Consider the following 16236-nt stretch of genomic DNA (forward strand, 5'->3'; position numbering starts at 1 on the left):
ACAGAACACCGAGGTAACGCCCTTGTTCGAGTCGACCGACTTCGTCGCCCTGCAGGATCCGGACGTCATCGAGGGCCTCGACTATTGGCGCACCCTCCCCATCAAGCAGCAGCCCACGTGGCCCGACGCCGCGGCGGCCGAGGCCGCCTCGGCCGAGATCGCCACGCTGCCGCCCCTCGTCTTCGCGGGCGAGGTCGACAAGCTCCGCGAGCGGCTCGCCGCCGCCGCACAGGGCAAGGCGTTCCTGCTGCAGGGCGGTGACTGCGCCGAGACCTTCGCCGGCGCGACCGCCGACTCCATCCGCGACCGCGTCAAGACGATCCTGCAGATGGCCGTCGTCCTGACCTACGGTGCGTCGATGCCCGTCATCAAGATGGGCCGCATGGCCGGGCAGTTCGCCAAGCCGCGCTCGAGCGACTTCGAGACCCGCGGCGACGTCACGCTGCCCGCCTACCGCGGCGACATCGTGAACGGCTACGACTTCACGCCGGAGAGCCGGACGGCCGACCCGCGCCGCCTGGTGCAGGGGTACCACACGGCCGCGTCGACGCTGAACCTCGTCCGCGCCTTCACGCAGGGTGGCTTCGCCGACCTGCGCCAGGTGCACTCGTGGAACAAGGGCTTCGCGTCGAACCCGGCGAACGCCCGCTACGAGCACCTCGCCAAGGAGATCGACCGCGCGATCCGCTTCATGGACGCCTGCGGTGCCGACTTCGAGGCACTGAAGCACGTCGAGTTCTACGCGTCGCACGAGGGTCTGCTCATGGACTACGAACGCCCGATGACCCGCATCGACTCGCGGTCCGGTCTGGCCTACGACACCTCCGGCCACTTCATCTGGATCGGGGAGCGCACGCGTGACCTCGACGGTGCCCATGTGGACTTCCTGTCGCGGGTGCGGAACCCGATCGGCGTGAAGCTCGGCCCGACCACGAGCGTCGACGACATGAAGGCCCTGGTCGACAAGCTCGACCCGAACCGCGAGCCCGGCCGCCTGACGTTCATCACGCGCATGGGTGCCGGCAAGATCCGCGACGAGCTGCCCAAGCTGCTCGAGGCGATCAAGGGCATGGACGCCAACCCGCTGTGGGTCACCGACCCGATGCACGGCAACGGCCTGACCACGCCCACGGGCTACAAGACCCGTCGGTTCGACGACGTCGTGGACGAGGTCCTCGGCTTCTTCGAGGCGCACCGCCAGGTCGGTACGTACCCGGGTGGCATGCACGTCGAGCTCACCGGTGACGACGTCACGGAGTGCCTCGGCGGGTCGGAGCACATCGACGAGGCCACCCTCGCCACCCGCTACGAGTCGCTGTGCGACCCGCGGCTGAACCACATGCAGTCGCTCGAGCTCGCGTTCCTCGTGGCCGAGGAGCTCGGCGCGCACCCGCACGTGCGCGCGTAGCGCGCAGCGGTCGGGTCAGTCCCGCCAGAGCGACAGAACCCCGCGAACCGTTCGCGGGGTTCTGTCGCTTCCGCGTGCCGGACGGGAGGCCCGTGGCGGCCCTGCCCCGCGCCTCCCGTCCGCCGTGCCGGTTGCGTCCACCCCGCGCCCCGCGACGCGTTTCCCGCGCCGGTCCGCCAAAGCGACAGTGTGCCGCCGATGTTCGGCGGCACACTGTCGCTTTCGCGGGACCTTCGGCGGGACCGTGCGGACAGGTGTCGCTTCGGCGGACCGGACCGGACCGGCCGGGCTGCCCGACCGCCTACTGGTCGTAGGAGAGCGTGACCGTGTCGCCGCGGTACACCGTGGCTCCGGCACCCGGGTCGGTGCCGGTCACCGGCAGCGACGACTTCCAGTCGTAGAACCCGCACAGGATGTTCGTGCAGTCGGGCACGGAGACCTTGAGCCCGAGGCCCTCGAGGGTCGCGGTGGCCTCGTTGATGGTCGAGCCGACGACGCCGTCCTCGGGCAGGGTGATCGGCGTCGGGCCCTTCGACACGACGACGTCGATCGCGGTGCCGCGCACGGCGGGGGAGTCCTGCACCTCGGCGGAGACGATCTGCCCGGAGGGGACGTCCTCGCTGAACTCCTCGGTGCGGGCTCCGAGGATGAGGCCGACCGCGTCGAGCTCCGCGGAGGCCTGGTCGACGGTCTTGCCCACGACGTCCGGCACGGCGCCGAGGGACACCGTGAGCGTGACCGGGCCGGTCTCGCCGTAGGCCTTGACCGACGTCAGGTCGAGCGCTTTGCCGCCGGACGCGCGGCCGGTCGCCGCGATGACGGTGTCCTTCGCGGCGTCGGCCGAGAACTCGTACCGGTTGTCCTGCAGCTCGAAGTCGTCGTCGAGCGCGGCGGTGACGGTGGAGATCGGCTGCCCGACGATCGTCGGCAGCGCGATCATCTTCGGCCCGTTCGACACGACGAGCTGCACCGAGGTGCCCTTCTGCACCTCGCGCTTCGCGGCCGGCTTGGTGATGGACACCTGTCCCTTCGCGACGACGGCGTCGAACCGGGTTCCGGTCTTCGACGCCGCGTGCAGGCCCTGGGCTTCGAGCAGCTGCCGGGCCTGCGAGACCGACTTGCCCGTCACTTCGGGGATGCGCACGTTGCCGCCCGGCCCCGGCCCGAAGTACCAGCCGAAGCCCGCGCCGATGAGCAGGAGCACGACGAAGACCGACAGCGCGATCCAGCCGCGCTTGCGACGCTTCGCGGAGAGGTCGGCCAGGCGCTGTCCCGCGGGCGAGAGCACCCCGGGCTGCGCGCCCGTGCGGCGCGGGCCCGGACCGGTGTTGCGGTTCCGGGTCGTGGGACGCCCGCGGTCGGGGCTGTCGATGATCGCCGTGGCATCGGTGGCCGCCGGTGCGTCGGCGGCAGCAGCACGGGCACCAGCGGCAGCAGCACCGACACCGGCAGCGGTCCCGCGGCCGGACGGCAGGATGGCGGTCGCGTTCTCGGGCCGCAGCACGGCGGTCCGGTACTGGCCCGTGGCACGCTGCTGGTTGCCCGCCATGTGGTCGAGCATCTCGCGGGCATCGCGCGGGCGGTCCTCGGGGTCGCGGGCGGTCGACCAGGCGACGAGTTCGTCGAGCTCGGGCGGGACGCCGGACACCGCGGCACTCGGGACGGGCACCGTGTCGTTCGCGTGCTGGTAGGCGATCTGCATCGGCTGCTCGCCCTTGTAGGGCTGCTCGCCGGTGAGCATCTCGTAGAGCATGATGCCGAGCGCGTAGATGTCGCTGCGCGAGTCGGCGGCGCCACGGGTGACGAGCTCGGGGGAGAGGTACGCGATCGTGCCGAGCAGGGCGGCCCCGGTCGCGGTGTTCGCCGTCGTCGCCCGGGCCAGGCCGAAGTCGCCGAGCTTGATGCGGCCGTCGTCGGCGAGCAGGACGTTCTCGGGCTTCAGGTCGCGGTGCACGATGCCGGCGCGGTGGGCCGAGGCGAGACCAGCCAGCACGGCCCGCAGGATGTCGGTCGCCTGCTCGGGCGTCAGGGCGTGGTGCTCCTGCAGCAGGTCCCGCAGCGTGATGCCCGGGATGTACTCCATGACGATGTACGCGGTGTCGTCCTCGGCGCCCTGGTCGTAGACGCCGACCAGGTTCGGGTGGGACAGCCGCGCGGCGGACCGCGCCTCTTGGATGAAGCGCTCACGGAAGGCCTGGTCGTCGGCCAGGTGCCCGTGCATGATCTTGATCGCGACGCGTCGCTCGAGGCGGACGTCGGTCGCGAGGTACACGGTCGCCATGCCCCCGCGCGCGATGCGGGAGCGGACGCGGTACCGCTGATCGATCATGCGACCGATCATCGGATCCGTGGCGGCGTTGGTGGTCATCGGCGGCATTCTACGAATCGAGACTGCACGACACCGCACCGGCGCACCGGTCGTGACCCAATCTCGATCTTCCGGATGAGACTCAGAGGGTCGCCAGCCAGCCCTGGGCCGCGCTCGCCCAGTTGGCGTAGGCCTTGGGGTAGGCGGAGAGCTGCACGGCCTGGGCGGCGTCGGTGATGCTCATCGACGACCACCCGGGCACGTCGAGCAGCCCGCGGGTCTTGCCGACGTTCGGGTTGCTGCGACCGCCGAAGAACAGCTTCGTCGCGTACGCGGGGTCCTGCAGCTTCGCCGCGCTGCCCCAGCCCTGGCTCGGCCGCTGCTGGAACAGGCCGACCGAGTCGCGGTCGCCGTGGGGCAGGTTGCGCAGGCTCGACTCCTGCATCGCGGCGGCCAGCGCCACCACGATGCCGCGGTCGGACACCCCGAGGGAGCGGCCGACGGCGACGATGGTGGCCGCGTTCTGGCGCTGCTCGGCACTCAGTCCGACGGCGGCGCTCACCGCGGCACGCGACGGCGCCGCGGCGGTCGTCGCAGCAGTGCTCGACGACGGGATGACGAGGGTCTTGCCCGCGTAGATCGTGCTCGTGTAGGTCAGGCCGTTCGCCGACAGCAGCGAGGCGACGGAGACGTGGTGGGACGCAGCGATCGAGCCGATCGTGTCGCCCGAGGAGATCTTCACACTCGACTTCGACGAACCCGACGAGCCCGACGACCCCGACGACGCTGCGGCCGTGGACACCGAGCCGCCTCCGGACGAGCCGTGCGGCACCCGGAGCGTCTGACCGGGGTAGATCACGCTGCGCTGCGAGAGCTTGTTGGCGCTGAGGAGCGCCGTGGTCGACACGCCGACCCGCGACGCGATGCCGGACACGGTGTCGCCCGACTTCACGTGGTAGCTCGAGGTGCTCGACCCCGACCCGGACCCGGACGTCGATCCGGCGCTCGTGGTCGTGCGCGCCGTGGTCACCGCGGGCGTCGACGCCAGGTGCAGCGTCTGCCCGGGGTGGATGATCGTGTTCCAGCCGAGGCCGTTCCGCACCAGGACCTCCTGCGCCGACAGGCCGAACCGGGCGGCGATGCCCGAGACCGTGTCGCCCTGACGGACGGTGTAGGTCGTGGGGGCGGCTGCCTTCGTCGTCGCGGCGACCGTCGTGACGACGGTCTGCGACGGACGTGCGACCGCGGTGCCGAAGACCGGACGGTTGCCGACGTTGCGGTCCTGGTCGACGTGACGCTTGTGGTTCGAGTCCGCGTCGTCGTGTCGCGGTTCGGCGTGGGCGACCGGGCCGGTCAAGCCGGCGGTCACCGCGATCGTGCCCGCGAGGACGATGGGCATGGTCGCGAACCGGGCGGATCGTGCGCGCCGGGCGGCTTCGTCTGCAGCGTTGTCCACGGTTTCTCCTGATCTCGACTGTCCCGTGCGCGTGCATGCGCGCACTCACAGGTGGCACAACGCTGGCATGGTGTGATTCCCAAGTCAACCAGAGAGCCGGATGTGGTGCGTGTGACGAATGTGACGAACGTTGCGTACTCACTCGGGGCCCCGCTCTGGCACCATGGGCGTGTGAGTGCTGCACCCGTCGACGACCTCTCCCTCTCCGAGCGCTGGCTGACCGTCCCCGAACTGGTGGACCTGTTCAGCACCAGCCCCGGCCGGATCCACCGCCTGTTCGAGGAGAAGACCCTGCTGGCGGCCCGCGTCGGTGGTGTCCTGCGTGTGCCGAGCGAGTTCCTCGAGGACCGCGAGCCCATGCCCGAGCTGCGCGGCACCCTGACCGTGCTCAGCGACAACGGCTTCACCGACGACGAAGCCGTCCGCTGGATGCTCACGGTCGACGACTCGATGGGCGTCTCGCCCATCGCGGCGCTGCGCGCCGGTCGCAAGGCCGAGGTGCGTCGCGTGGCCCAGTCGCTGCTCTAGACGCGTTCCGGACGGACGGGAGGCCCGGTGCCAGCTGGCACCGGGCCTCCCGTCTGTCCTGGGGGTGCGTCTACGACGACCGGCGGCTGACCGTGTCGGCCAGCGACGCGAGCTGCTCCCGTGCCGACGGCGTCAGCGGCGACGCGTCGAGCGCCGCCTTCGCACGCTGCACGTGCCGGTCGATGGAACGCTCGACCGCGGCGACCGCACCGGACTCGGTGAGGGTGGCCCGGAGCATCTGCACCTGCTCCTCGTCGAGGTCGGGGTCGCCGAGGAGCTCGTCGAGCAGCTGCCGCGGGCCACTGGCCAGCGCCTTGCGGGCCGAGGCGATGAGCACGGTCCGCTTGCCCTCGCGCAGGTCGTCGCCGGCGGGCTTGCCGGTGACCTCGGGGTCGCCGAACACGCCGAGCATGTCGTCGCGCAGCTGGTAGGCGACGCCGAGGGGGAGCCCGAAGGCGCGGAGGCCCTCGAGCTGCGAGTCGCTCGCGCCGGCCACCAGCGCGCCGATGACGAGCGGTGCCTCGATCGAGTACTTCGCGGACTTGAAGACGATGACGCGCTGGGCGCGGAGCAGGTGCTCGGACTCGTCGATGACGGGCCAGGCGGTCTCTTCGTGCACGTCGAGGTACTGGCCCGCGGTGACGTCGAGGCGCATCGCGTGGAACTCCTGGCGCACGATGCGGGCGCGCACCGGGTCGAGGAGCGCGAGGCCCTCGTCGAACACCGAGTCGCTGAGGGACAGCAGCAGGTCGCCGAGCAGCAGCGCCGAGTTCGTGCCGTACTGCCCGCGGTCGCCGACGAAGCCGGACTCCTGGTGGAGGGACTCGAACCGGCGGTGTGCTGCGGGACGCCCACGGCGGGTGTCCGAGCGGTCCATGATGTCGTCGTGCACCAGGGCCGCTGCGTGGAAGACCTCGAGCGCTGCGGCGACCGTGACGATCGCCTCGGCCGTGGTCTGACGGGAGCCCTCCGCCAGCGGGTCGAACGAGCCCGAACGGCCCGCCACCGACTGCCATCCCCAGTAGCAGAACAGCGCCCGGAAGCGCTTGCCGCCGGACAGCAGATCTCGGGCGTACAGGTCGAACGGGGCGAGATCGGGGCTGATCGCGAGGAGCCGTTCACGCTGCTCGTCGAGTGCCCGGTCGATACGCGCCGATACGAGGTCCACTAATCGCGTACTCTCAGCCACAGTCCCTACCCTAGTGGAGCGGTTGGGACATAGAATCGGTCCACTCAACCGAGTGTTTTCCAGCCCGGTTGTTCAACCCCGCGTCGATCCCAGGAACAGAGGGAACCAAGATGCCGCTCTCGGAACAGGAGCAGCGCCTTCTCGAAGAGATGGAGCGCAGCCTCTACCAGAACGATTCCGATTTCGTGGCGCGTGTCACACGTCGACAGGGTCGTCCGACGTACACAGCCATCACGCTCGGAGTGCTCGGTGCACTCGCCGGCGTCGCGATCGTGATCGTCGGTCTCGTGATCAAGGCCCCGCTGCTGGGCATCCTCGGCTTCGTCGTGATGCTCGCCGGTGTGCTCTTCGCGTTGCGCCCGGGCATGCGTGCCCCGAAGGCGAAGCCCGCTCGGCCGGGTGCTCCGGCGTCCGGTGGTTCGGCTCGTCCGGCCAACGGCGGCGGCGGTGGCGGCGGGTCCTTCATGGACCGAATGAACGACCGCTGGGACAAGCGGAACGACCAGGGGCAGTAGCAGCCCTCCAGACTCCTCCCTCGTGACGGGGCCGGCCTTCGGGTCGGCCCCGTTTCGCGTTCCCGGGGCGGGCAGGATCGGGCGGGGCAGGTTCGTGTGCGCGCGAGTGGTCACGACATGCCGCGCGGTGGTTGCCCGGGGGCCACGAACTGTCGGATGTGGTCCGCGCGAGCGACGCTTCGTGACCACTCGGCGTCGCGGCGGCAGCGCGTCGTGACCGTGCGCTGACCGGCGGCCGGCCGTGGTGGAGCCGACCGTGAGCCTCGCCGCGCCACGGGACGCTCCACTGGCTGCGAAAGTCCTCCACTTTCCTCCACGGCCGCCACACCCGCCCAGATCCCCGGCACGACGGGCATCCGCCACCGCTGTCCGGGCTTCGGTGCTGCCGAAACGGCCCCAAAAGGGGTGCCACGGGGCGAAAAGGGAGCGGAATCCTGGCCGAGGGGAGGGCAGTGGAGTAAAGTGGGGCTTGCAACGGTCCGGTGGAGCGGAGGGGAGGCCCGACGTGCTGCTCGGTACTCATGCCCCGAAGCTCGACGAGAAGGGTCGCGTGATCCTCCCCGCCAAGTTCCGGGACGAACTGTCCGGGGGACTCGTGATGACCCGCGGCCAGGAACGCTGCGTCGTGGTCTTCAGCGCCCGGACGTTCGAGGAACTCCACGAACGCATCCGGACCGCACCGATGACGTCGAAGCGCACCAGGGACTACATGCGCCTGTTCCTCTCGGGGGCCAGCGCTGAACAGCCCGACAAGCAGAACCGCGTGACGATCCCGCAGAACCTCCGTGAGTACGCGGGGCTCGAACGGGACCTGACGGTCATCGGCAGCGGTGACCGTGCCGAGATCTGGTCGACCACCGCGTGGGAGGCCTACTACGCCGAAGCCGAAGAGGCGTTCGCCGACAATGACGAGGAGGTGATCCCGGGGATCTTCTGATCCGTGGATCGGGACTCCCAGCCGTGAAGCCCTGACATCACTTCCCCGATGTCAGGTCGCATGGATGGGGATCCGGACCCGCGGCCCGGAAGACGAGGGGCTGCACATGGCCGACAACGACAACGGGACACCACACTTCCCGCACACGCCGGTGATGCTCGAGCGCATCGTCGACCTGTTCACGCCGACGCTCGAGGGACCGGGCAAGGTCGTCGTCGACGCCACGCTCGGCATGGGCGGACACTCCGAGGGGCTGCTCGAGCGGTTCCCGGACCTGACGCTGATCGGTCTCGACCGTGACACCGACGCCCTCGGCATCGCGGGGGAGCGCCTGGCCCGCTTCGGCGACCGCGTCCGCCTGGTGCACACCGTGTACGACGGCATCGTCGACGCGATCGAGGGCGAGGGCTTCCGTCAGGTCGACGGCGTGCTGTTCGACCTCGGGGTCAGCTCGCTGCAGCTCGACCGGGCCGAGCGCGGCTTCGCGTACAGCCAGGACGCCCCGCTCGACATGCGCATGGACCGGACCGAGGGGCAAACCGCCGCCGACGTCCTGGCCACCTACGACGAGGGCGAACTGCGCCGCATCTTCCAGCGCTACGGCGAGGAGAAGCTCGCCGGCCGCTACGCCCGGGCCATCGTCGACCGCCGCGCGAGCGTGCCGTTCGAGATGTCGGGCGACCTGGTGCAGGTGCTCCACGACGCGACCCCGGTCGCGATCCAGCGCCAGGGCCACCCCGCGAAACGCGTGTTCCAGGCGCTCCGCATCGAGGTGAACGCCGAACTCAGCGTCCTCGAACGCGCGATCCCGGCGGCGCTCGACGCCATCGCGGTCGGCGGTCGCATCGTCGTGGAGTCGTACCAGTCGCTCGAGGACCGCATCGTCAAGCGGGCACTGGTGGCGCGCACGAAGTCGAGCGCCCCTGCTGGGCTGCCGGTCGAGCTCCCCGAGCACGCCCCCACCTTCTCCCTGATCGTCAAGGGCGCCGAGCTGGCCGACGAGGCCGAGCGCGCCGCCAACCCCCGAGCAACACCCGTGCGCCTGCGCGCGGCCGAGCGGATCCGGAAGTGACATGAGCACGAACCTCGCACTCGTCGACCCCGCCGTCGTCCCGTCCCGCGCCCCGCGCCCGGACCGCCAGAGCCGACCGGAGCTCGTCGAGGTCACACCGACCGCGGCCCAGCGCCGTGCGCGGCCCCGCATCGGCTACGCCGTCACCGCGGTCGTCGCGCTCGGCATCCTGCTGCTCGCCCAGCTCGGCATCAGCATGGTGCTCAGCCAGGGGGCCTACACGCTGAGCGCCCTCGGCACGGAGCAGACGAACCTCTCCCGCACGCAGCAGTCGCTCTCCGAGGAACTCCGGGTGCTCGACTCGCCGCAGAACCTGGCCCGCAACGCGCAGTCGCTCGGGATGATCGCCAACTCCACGCCGGTGTACCTCGACCCCAAGACGGGCCGGGTGTACGGCACGCCGACGCCCGCGGTCGCCGACCCGGCCACGGCGAGCACGGAGAACCAGGTGCCGAACTCCCTGCTGAACGACGTCCCCCTCGCCGCGAAGCAGGGCGACACATCGACGAGCAAGGAGACGGGCTCGACCACCGGCAGCGCCAGCACCGCCGGCAGCGCCGACGCGAAGGCCGATGACGCCGCCGACAGCGCGACGAGCAGCACGGCCGGCAGCGCCGCGTCTGAGAAGACGAGCGGCGCCAGCGCGTCGGACGGGGGTTCCTCGAAGTCCTCCGTAGAGTCCGACGCGAACCAGCTCCAGGCGCCCTCCACCCGGTGACCTGCGGGTCTGAACCACCCTCAGCACCATCCGGGAAGGACCGCACCGCGTGACGAAGACGATCCGCAACCGCCGACTGCGCTACAGCATCGTGATGATCGCCGTGATCGCCCTGGTGGGTGTCTTCGTGGTCCGCCTCGTCGACATCCAGGTCGTGCAGGCCTCGGCCCTCAACGAGCAGTCGACCCAGAAGCGCAGCATCCCGGTGACGATCTACGGCACCCGCGGGTCGATCGTCGACCGCAACGGCACGGAACTCGCCGACAGCGTCACCCGGTACAACATCACCACCGCCCCGCGCCTGGTCAAGAAGTTCAAGGGCAAGCTCGGCGGGACCCGGGTCAAGGACATCAGCGTGTCGACGGCGCTCACCGCCCTGGCGAAGGCCTCGGGTGGCGACGTCGCGACCATGCGGAAGAACATCGCCGCGAACCCGAAGTCGGACTTCGCCTACCTGGTCAAGGGCCTCGACGTGAAGCACTACGAGGCGGTCACCGACCTCGGCATCCCCTGGATCTACAAGGAGCAGCAGGCGTCGCGGGTCTACCCGACGGGTGCGACCACGGGCAACGTCACCGGCTTCATGGGCACCGACGGCGCACAGGCCGGCCTGGAGTACGCCTACAACAAGTGCCTCGCGGGCACGAACGGCTCGGAGACGTACGAGCGCGGTGAGGACGGCGTCCAGCTGCCGGGCAGCACCGTGACGAAGAAGCAGGCCAAGGACGGCGGCACGCTCGTCACGACGATCGACAGCGACCTGCAGTACATGGCGTTGCAGACCATCGCCTCTGCCTCGAAGACCCTGCAGGCCGAGTCCGCGACGGCCACGGTCACGAACGTCAAGACGGGTGAGCTGCTCGCGGTCGCCGACTACCCCACCGTCGACCCGAACGACGTGGACGCCACCACCGACAAGGGGGCATACGGTTCCCGGGCGCTCACAGCGAGCTACGAGCCCGGATCGACGATCAAGGCCGCCATCGCCGCGGCCCTGATCGACCAGGGCAAGTCGAGTCCCACCGACCAGGCGGTCGTGCCCTACTCGCGCACCTTCCCCTGGGGTGGCACGATCCACGACTCCGAGTTCCACGAGACCGAGAACCTGACGCTGACCGGCATCCTGCAGAACTCGTCGAACGTCGGCATCACCGAGCTCGGGTCGCGCCTCACCGCGCAGCAGCGGTACGACTACATGCAGAAGTTCGGACTGTTCGAGCCGGAGTCGGCGATCGACTACCCGGGCCAGCCGTCGATGGACTACGGCTCGAGCCCGAACTGGGACCAGCAGACGAACATCAACTCGATGTTCGGCCAGGGCATCTCGACGACCGCGGTCCAGGTCGCCAGCGTGTTCCAGACCATCGCGAACGACGGTGTCCGGATCCCGCTGCACTTCGTCAAGGGCTGCACCACCTCGGACGGCAAGACGATCGACGCGCCCGACGTGCAGAAGCAGCGCGTCGTGTCCGCCGACGCTGCGACCCAGGTCACCGACATGCTCCAGAGCGTGGTCACGGGCGGCACGCTCGTGGGCATGAAGCCGATCTCGGGCTACAACATCGCCGCGAAGACCGGTACCGCCGAGGTGGCCGAGGGCTCGAAGGGCTACGGCGGTCAGCGCATCACCTCGGTGGCCGGAATGGCACCCGCCGAAGACCCCCAGTATGTTGTCACGGTGACGTTCACGAAGCCGCAGACCAACAAGTGGTCGAGCGGAGCGGCTCCGGCGTTCCGCACACTCATGTCCCAGGTGCTCGAGAAGTACCGAGTAGCCCCCTCCGCGTCCGAGGCGAAGCTCTACCCGTCCACGTGGTGAGGAAGAAGGAACACTTGTCCGCACGGATCCCCCCGGTCCTCCGGCCCGAACACCCGACCCCGAGGGCGGTCGCCGAGCTCGCGAACGCGTTCGGCCTCCGCGTCGTCGGTTCCCTCGACACCGTCGAGACGACCGGTGTCACGCTGAGCGCCGCCGAGGTGCAGCCGGGTGACGTCTTCGTCGGCGTGCACGGTGCGAACCGGCACGGCGCGGAGTTCTCCACCGAGGCCGCCGAGCGCGGTGCCGTCGCCGTCCTGACCGACGACGCGGGCGTGGAGAGCGCACGAGCGGCCGGTCTGCCGGTCCTCGTCGTCGACGACCCCCGTGCAGCCCTGGGCGACGTGTCCGCCTGGGTCTACCGCACCCACCCGGACGAGGCCACCGACCTGCCGCAGCTGTTCGCCGTCACCGGCACGAACGGCAAGACGAGCACGTCGTACATCCTCGAGGGGATCCTCAAGCAGCTCGGCCTGGTCACCGGCCTGAGCTCGACCGCCGAGCGCCACATCGGCACGCTCAGCGTGACGAGCCGTCTCACCACGCCCGAGGCCAGCGAGATGCACGCGCTCCTCGCCCGGATGCGCGAGAGCGAGGTGCGCGCGGTCGCCGTCGAGGTGAGCGCGCAGGCCCTCAGCCGTCACCGGGTCGACGGCATCGTCTTCGACGTCGCGGCCTTCACGAACCTGTCGCACGACCACCTCGACGACTACGCCGACATGGAGGAGTACTACCAGGCGAAGCTCCCGCTGTTCCAGCCCGAGCACGCCCGTCGCGGCGTCGTCTCGCTGGACACCGACTGGGGCCACCGCGTGGTGCAGGACTCCCGCATCCCGGTCACGACGATCACGGTGCACCCGGACGTCGAGGCCGAGTGGCACGTCGACATCGTCGAGGCGCACGCCGCGTACACCGAGTTCCGCCTGACCGGTCCCGAGGGCCGCGAGCTCACCACCCGTGTGCCCTTGATCGGCTGGCACATGGCCGCGAACGCCGCACTGGCGATCGTGATGCTGGTCGAGGGCGGTTTCGAGCTCGGTGCCATCGCGCACGCGCTCGACAGCAACCACCGCCGCTACCCGGACGAAGACGACCGCGACGAGCACGAGGCCCGAAGCGACCGCGACGGCGCCGTGCGCCGCGTGTCCGCCATCGAGTGCTACCTGCCCGGCCGGACCGAGCGTGTCTCGGGCGAGCACGGCCCGAGCGTCTACGTCGACTTCGGCCACAGCGCCGACGCGTTCGAGAACACCCTCGCGGCCGTCCGGCAGTTCACGTCCGGCAAAGTCCTCATGCTGTTCGGCGCCGACGGCGACCGCGACACCACGAAGCGCGGCGACATGGCCCGCGTCGCGGCGGCCGGCAGCGACATCCTCGTCGTCACCGACCACCACCCCCGCTTCGAGGACGCCGCGTCGATCCGGAAGACCCTGGTCGACGCCGCGCGCGAGGCGTTCCCGGACCACGAGCTGCACGAGGTGAGCCCGCCCGAGGCCGCCATCCGCTTGGCCGTCGGTCTGCTCGGTGAGGGCGACTCGATCCTCTGGGCCGGCCCGGGCCACCAGGACTACCGCGACATCGCCGGTGTCCGCACCCCCTACTCGGCACGCGACGAGGCCCGTCAGGCCCTGCGCGAAGCCGGTTGGGAGCCGAACTCCGGTCCGGCCGAGGACCTCCGATGATCGCGCTCACCCTCGCCGAGATCGCCACCGCGGTCGGCGGCGAGCTGATCGGTGGTGCCCAGGCGACCGACGTCGCCGAGCCCGGCGACCTGGTGGTGGAGGGCTCGGTCGAGACCGACTCGCGCCTGGTCCGCCCCGGCAGTGTCTTCTTCGCCCTGCCCGGCGAGGTCACGGACGGGCGCCGCTTCGTGCCCGCCGCGACCGAGGCCGGTGCCGCGCTGGTCATCACTCCCGAGCGCGTCGAGACCACCGCGCCGCAGATCGTCGTCGCGGACGGCTACGCAGCCCTCGCCGCGCTCGCGCACGAGGTCGTCACCCGGGTCCGGATGGCATCCGCCGACCGCGTCGACGCCGAGGGGCGTCCGGCACCGCTCAAGGTCGTCGGCATCACCGGCTCGAACGGCAAGACGAGCACGAAGAACATGCTCCGGACGATCCTCGAGCAGCACGGCGAGACCGTCGCGCCCCAGGGGTCCTTCAACAACCACGTCGGGGCACCGATCTCGATGCTCCGGGTCAAGTACGAAACCCGGTTCCTGGTCGTCGAGATGGGGGCCAGCGGCGTCGGCCACATCGCGGCGCTCGTCCGCATCGCCGAGCCGGACGTCGGTGTCGTGCTCAAGGTGGGTCTCGCGCACGCTGGCGAGTTCGGCGGCATCGAGGCGACGCAGCGCGCGAAGTCCGAGATGGTCACCGACCTGCCTGCCTCCGCGACCGCACTGCTCAACGTCGACGACGACCGGGTCGCGTCGATGCGCGACCTGACGGCCGCCCAGGTGGTCGGCTTCGGCACGTCGGCGGGTGCCGACTACCGCATCACCGGCATCGAGACGGACCGCAGCGGCACCCGCTTCACCCTCACCGCGCCTCCCGTCCGCCAGGAAGGTGACCGTTCGGCGGACGGGACCCAGCCTGGAGGCCCGGATCACGTGGACGTGCGCCTCGCGATCCTGGGTGAGCACCACGCGATGAACGCGGCCGCCGCCCTGACGGTCGCCCACCGCTGGGGCGTCCCGCTCGCCGACGGCGCCGCGGCGCTCGCGTCGATGACGCGCGCCGAGCGCTGGCGCATGGAGCTGCTGCAGGGCGGCCCCGAGGGTGTCACCGTGATCAACGACGCCTACAACGCGTCGCCGGACTCGACCGCAGCGGCGCTGCGGACCCTGGCGCAGATCGTGCGCCCGGGGGAGCGGACCGTCGCCGTGCTCGGCGAGATGGCCGAGCTCGGCGAGTTCTCGACCGAGGAGCACGACCGCATCGGTCGGCTCGTCGTCCGTCTCGGCATCGGTCAGCTCGTGGTCGTCGGCCGCGGCGCGATGCCCATCCACCAGGCAGCCACCCTCGAGGGATCGTGGGACGGCGAATCGGTGTTCATCGAGGACGTCGACGACGCCGTCCGGTCACTCCAGGACATGCTCCGCCCCGGCGACGTGGTCCTGGTCAAGTCCTCGAAGTCGGCCGAACTGCGATTCCTCGGCGACCGCCTCGGAGGTGTCACCGAATGATCGCGCTCCTCATCGCCGGCGCTACGTCGCTGGTGTTCACGTTGCTGCTCACCCCGTTCTTCATCAAGCTGTTCCACCGTCTCGGGTGGGGGCAGTTCATCCGTGACGACGGTCCGCAGTCGCACCACACCAAGCGCGGCACCGCGACGATGGGCGGCATCGTCCTCATCATCGGCGCCGTGATCGGGTACTTCGTCGGCCACCTGGTCGGACGTGACTCGATCACCCTGTCCGGCCTGCTCGTGCTGTTCCTCATGGTGGGGCTGGGCTTCGTCGGGTTCATCGACGACTTCCTCAAGGTCCGGCGCCAGCGGAGCCTCGGGCTCGGCGGGTGGGCCAAGGTCCTCGGCCAGGTCATCGTCGGCGTCATCTTCGCCACGGTCGCCCTGGTCGTGCCGACGTCGAACGGCAAGCCCCCGGCGTCGACCATGATCTCGGCGATCCGTGACATCCCGTGGCTCGACTTCATGGCGCTCGGCACGGTCATCGGCACCGTGCTGTTCCTGGCCTGGATCGTGCTGCTCACGGTGTCGACGTCGAACGGCGTCAACGTCGCGGACGGGCTCGACGGTCTCGCGACCGGCTCGAGCATCCTGGCGATCGGCTCGTACGTCATCATCGGCTTCTGGCAGTCCAACCAGATCTGCGGCGGCGCCCGTCTCGACTCGAACACCGCACACGCCTGCTACACGGTGTCGAACCCGCTCGACCTCGCCGTGGTCGCGGCCGCGGTCTGCGGTGGGCTCATCGGGTTCCTCTGGTACAACACCTCGCCGGCGCAGATCTTCCTCGGCGACACCGGTTCGCTCGGCCTCGGCGGCGCGCTGGCGGGTCTCGCGATCCTCAGCCGCACCGAGCTCCTGCTCATCCTGATCGGTGGCCTGTTCTTCATCGTCACCGGCTCGGTCATCCTGCAGCGGGCGTACTTCAAGATCACCCACGGCAAGCGGATCTTCCGGATGAGTCCGCTGCACCACCACTTCGAGCTGAAGGGGTGGGCCGAGGTGACGGTCGTCGTCCGGTTCTGGATCATCGCGGGGCTCTTCGTCGCCGCGGGGGTCGGCCTCTTCTACCTCGAATGGATCGCACGCGTTGGTTGACC

Annotated in this window: 13 protein-coding genes; 10 read left to right on the top strand and 3 right to left on the bottom strand. The window is 70.3% G+C overall.

What is annotated here, in order from left to right:
• Positions 1-22 precede the first annotated feature (22 nt).
• Entirely contained in the window at positions 23-1408 is a 1386-nt protein-coding gene (locus EDF51_RS00575) for a 3-deoxy-7-phosphoheptulonate synthase class II (protein ID WP_123340362.1), read from the top strand.
• 301 nt (positions 1409-1709) lie between these two features.
• Here EDF51_RS00575 and pknB read toward each other — a convergent pair whose 3' ends face one another.
• Together pknB and EDF51_RS00585 are read right to left on the bottom strand one after the other, a co-directional pair.
• Positions 1710-3776 carry a Stk1 family PASTA domain-containing Ser/Thr kinase gene (gene pknB, locus EDF51_RS00580; protein WP_243837050.1) on the bottom strand — a complete coding sequence of 689 codons (2067 nt, stop codon included), beginning with the start codon at positions 3774-3776 and terminating at the stop codon, positions 1710-1712.
• An 82-nt stretch (positions 3777-3858) separates the two neighbouring features.
• Positions 3859-5172 carry a LysM peptidoglycan-binding domain-containing protein gene (locus tag EDF51_RS00585; protein WP_243837051.1) on the bottom strand — a complete coding sequence of 438 codons (1314 nt, stop codon included), beginning with the start codon at positions 5170-5172 and terminating at the stop codon, positions 3859-3861.
• A 171-nt stretch (positions 5173-5343) separates the two neighbouring features.
• On the opposite strand from EDF51_RS00585, the gene EDF51_RS00590 reads away from it, so the two are divergent.
• Entirely contained in the window at positions 5344-5700 is a 357-nt protein-coding gene (locus EDF51_RS00590; RefSeq protein WP_111085815.1) for an Rv2175c family DNA-binding protein, read from the top strand.
• Between the two features lie 70 nt (positions 5701-5770).
• Here EDF51_RS00590 and EDF51_RS00595 read toward each other — a convergent pair whose 3' ends face one another.
• Complete coding sequence (locus EDF51_RS00595) at positions 5771-6868, bottom strand: polyprenyl synthetase family protein (RefSeq protein WP_235036036.1); 1098 nt, start codon at positions 6866-6868, stop codon at positions 5771-5773.
• A gap of 131 nt (positions 6869-6999) precedes the next feature.
• Here EDF51_RS00595 and EDF51_RS00600 point away from each other — a divergent pair, with 131 nt between their 5' ends.
• The 8 genes from EDF51_RS00600 (at position 7000) to mraY (ending at position 16234) form a co-directional block, all read left to right on the top strand.
• Positions 7000-7404: a DUF3040 domain-containing protein gene (locus EDF51_RS00600; protein ID WP_134193486.1), complete on the top strand. Its 405-nt coding sequence runs from the start codon at positions 7000-7002 to the stop codon at positions 7402-7404.
• A gap of 505 nt (positions 7405-7909) precedes the next feature.
• Entirely contained in the window at positions 7910-8341 is a 432-nt protein-coding gene (gene mraZ, locus EDF51_RS00605) for a division/cell wall cluster transcriptional repressor MraZ (RefSeq protein ID WP_071254530.1), read from the top strand.
• Between the two features lie 106 nt (positions 8342-8447).
• Complete coding sequence (rsmH, locus tag EDF51_RS00610) at positions 8448-9413, top strand: 16S rRNA (cytosine(1402)-N(4))-methyltransferase RsmH (RefSeq protein ID WP_134193488.1); 966 nt, start codon at positions 8448-8450, stop codon at positions 9411-9413.
• 1 nt (position 9414) lies between these two features.
• On the top strand, positions 9415-10131 hold the full coding sequence (locus tag EDF51_RS00615) for a hypothetical protein (RefSeq protein ID WP_123292459.1): 717 nt from the start codon (positions 9415-9417) through the stop codon (positions 10129-10131).
• A 49-nt stretch (positions 10132-10180) separates the two neighbouring features.
• Positions 10181-11950, top strand: a complete 1770-nt coding sequence (locus EDF51_RS00620) for a penicillin-binding protein 2 (protein ID WP_123292460.1) — start codon at positions 10181-10183, stop codon at positions 11948-11950.
• Between the two features lie 14 nt (positions 11951-11964).
• Positions 11965-13629, top strand: coding sequence for a UDP-N-acetylmuramoyl-L-alanyl-D-glutamate--2,6-diaminopimelate ligase (locus tag EDF51_RS00625; protein ID WP_134193490.1), 1665 nt, complete (start codon positions 11965-11967; stop codon positions 13627-13629).
• Positions 13626-15134 (top strand): UDP-N-acetylmuramoyl-tripeptide--D-alanyl-D-alanine ligase, encoded by a 1509-nt coding sequence (gene murF / locus EDF51_RS00630; protein ID WP_134193492.1) that lies wholly within the window; start codon positions 13626-13628, stop codon positions 15132-15134. The genes EDF51_RS00625 and murF overlap by 4 nt, the downstream gene beginning before the upstream one ends.
• Positions 15131-16234, top strand: a complete 1104-nt coding sequence (gene mraY, locus EDF51_RS00635) for a phospho-N-acetylmuramoyl-pentapeptide-transferase (RefSeq protein WP_131846259.1) — start codon at positions 15131-15133, stop codon at positions 16232-16234. The genes murF and mraY overlap by 4 nt, the downstream gene beginning before the upstream one ends.
• The last annotated feature ends 2 nt before the right edge of the window (positions 16235-16236 follow it).

Source organism: Curtobacterium sp. PhB25 (assembly GCF_004365375.1).
In the GTDB taxonomy this organism is placed as follows: domain Bacteria; phylum Actinomycetota; class Actinomycetes; order Actinomycetales; family Microbacteriaceae; genus Curtobacterium.

Bases quoted from the DNA above. Each gene is read 5' to 3' on its own strand.
- pknB (WP_243837050.1), bottom strand. From the start codon at position 3,776: ATGACCACCAACGCCGCCACGGATCCGATGATCGGTCGCATGATCGAT.
- EDF51_RS00615 (WP_123292459.1), top strand. From the start codon at position 9,415: ATGAGCACGAACCTCGCACTCGTCGACCCCGCCGTCGTCCCGTCCCGC.
- mraY (WP_131846259.1), top strand. From the start codon at position 15,131: ATGATCGCGCTCCTCATCGCCGGCGCTACGTCGCTGGTGTTCACGTTG.
- murF (WP_134193492.1), top strand. From the start codon at position 13,626: ATGATCGCGCTCACCCTCGCCGAGATCGCCACCGCGGTCGGCGGCGAG.
- EDF51_RS00600 (WP_134193486.1), top strand. From the start codon at position 7,000: ATGCCGCTCTCGGAACAGGAGCAGCGCCTTCTCGAAGAGATGGAGCGC.
- rsmH (WP_134193488.1), top strand. From the start codon at position 8,448: ATGGCCGACAACGACAACGGGACACCACACTTCCCGCACACGCCGGTG.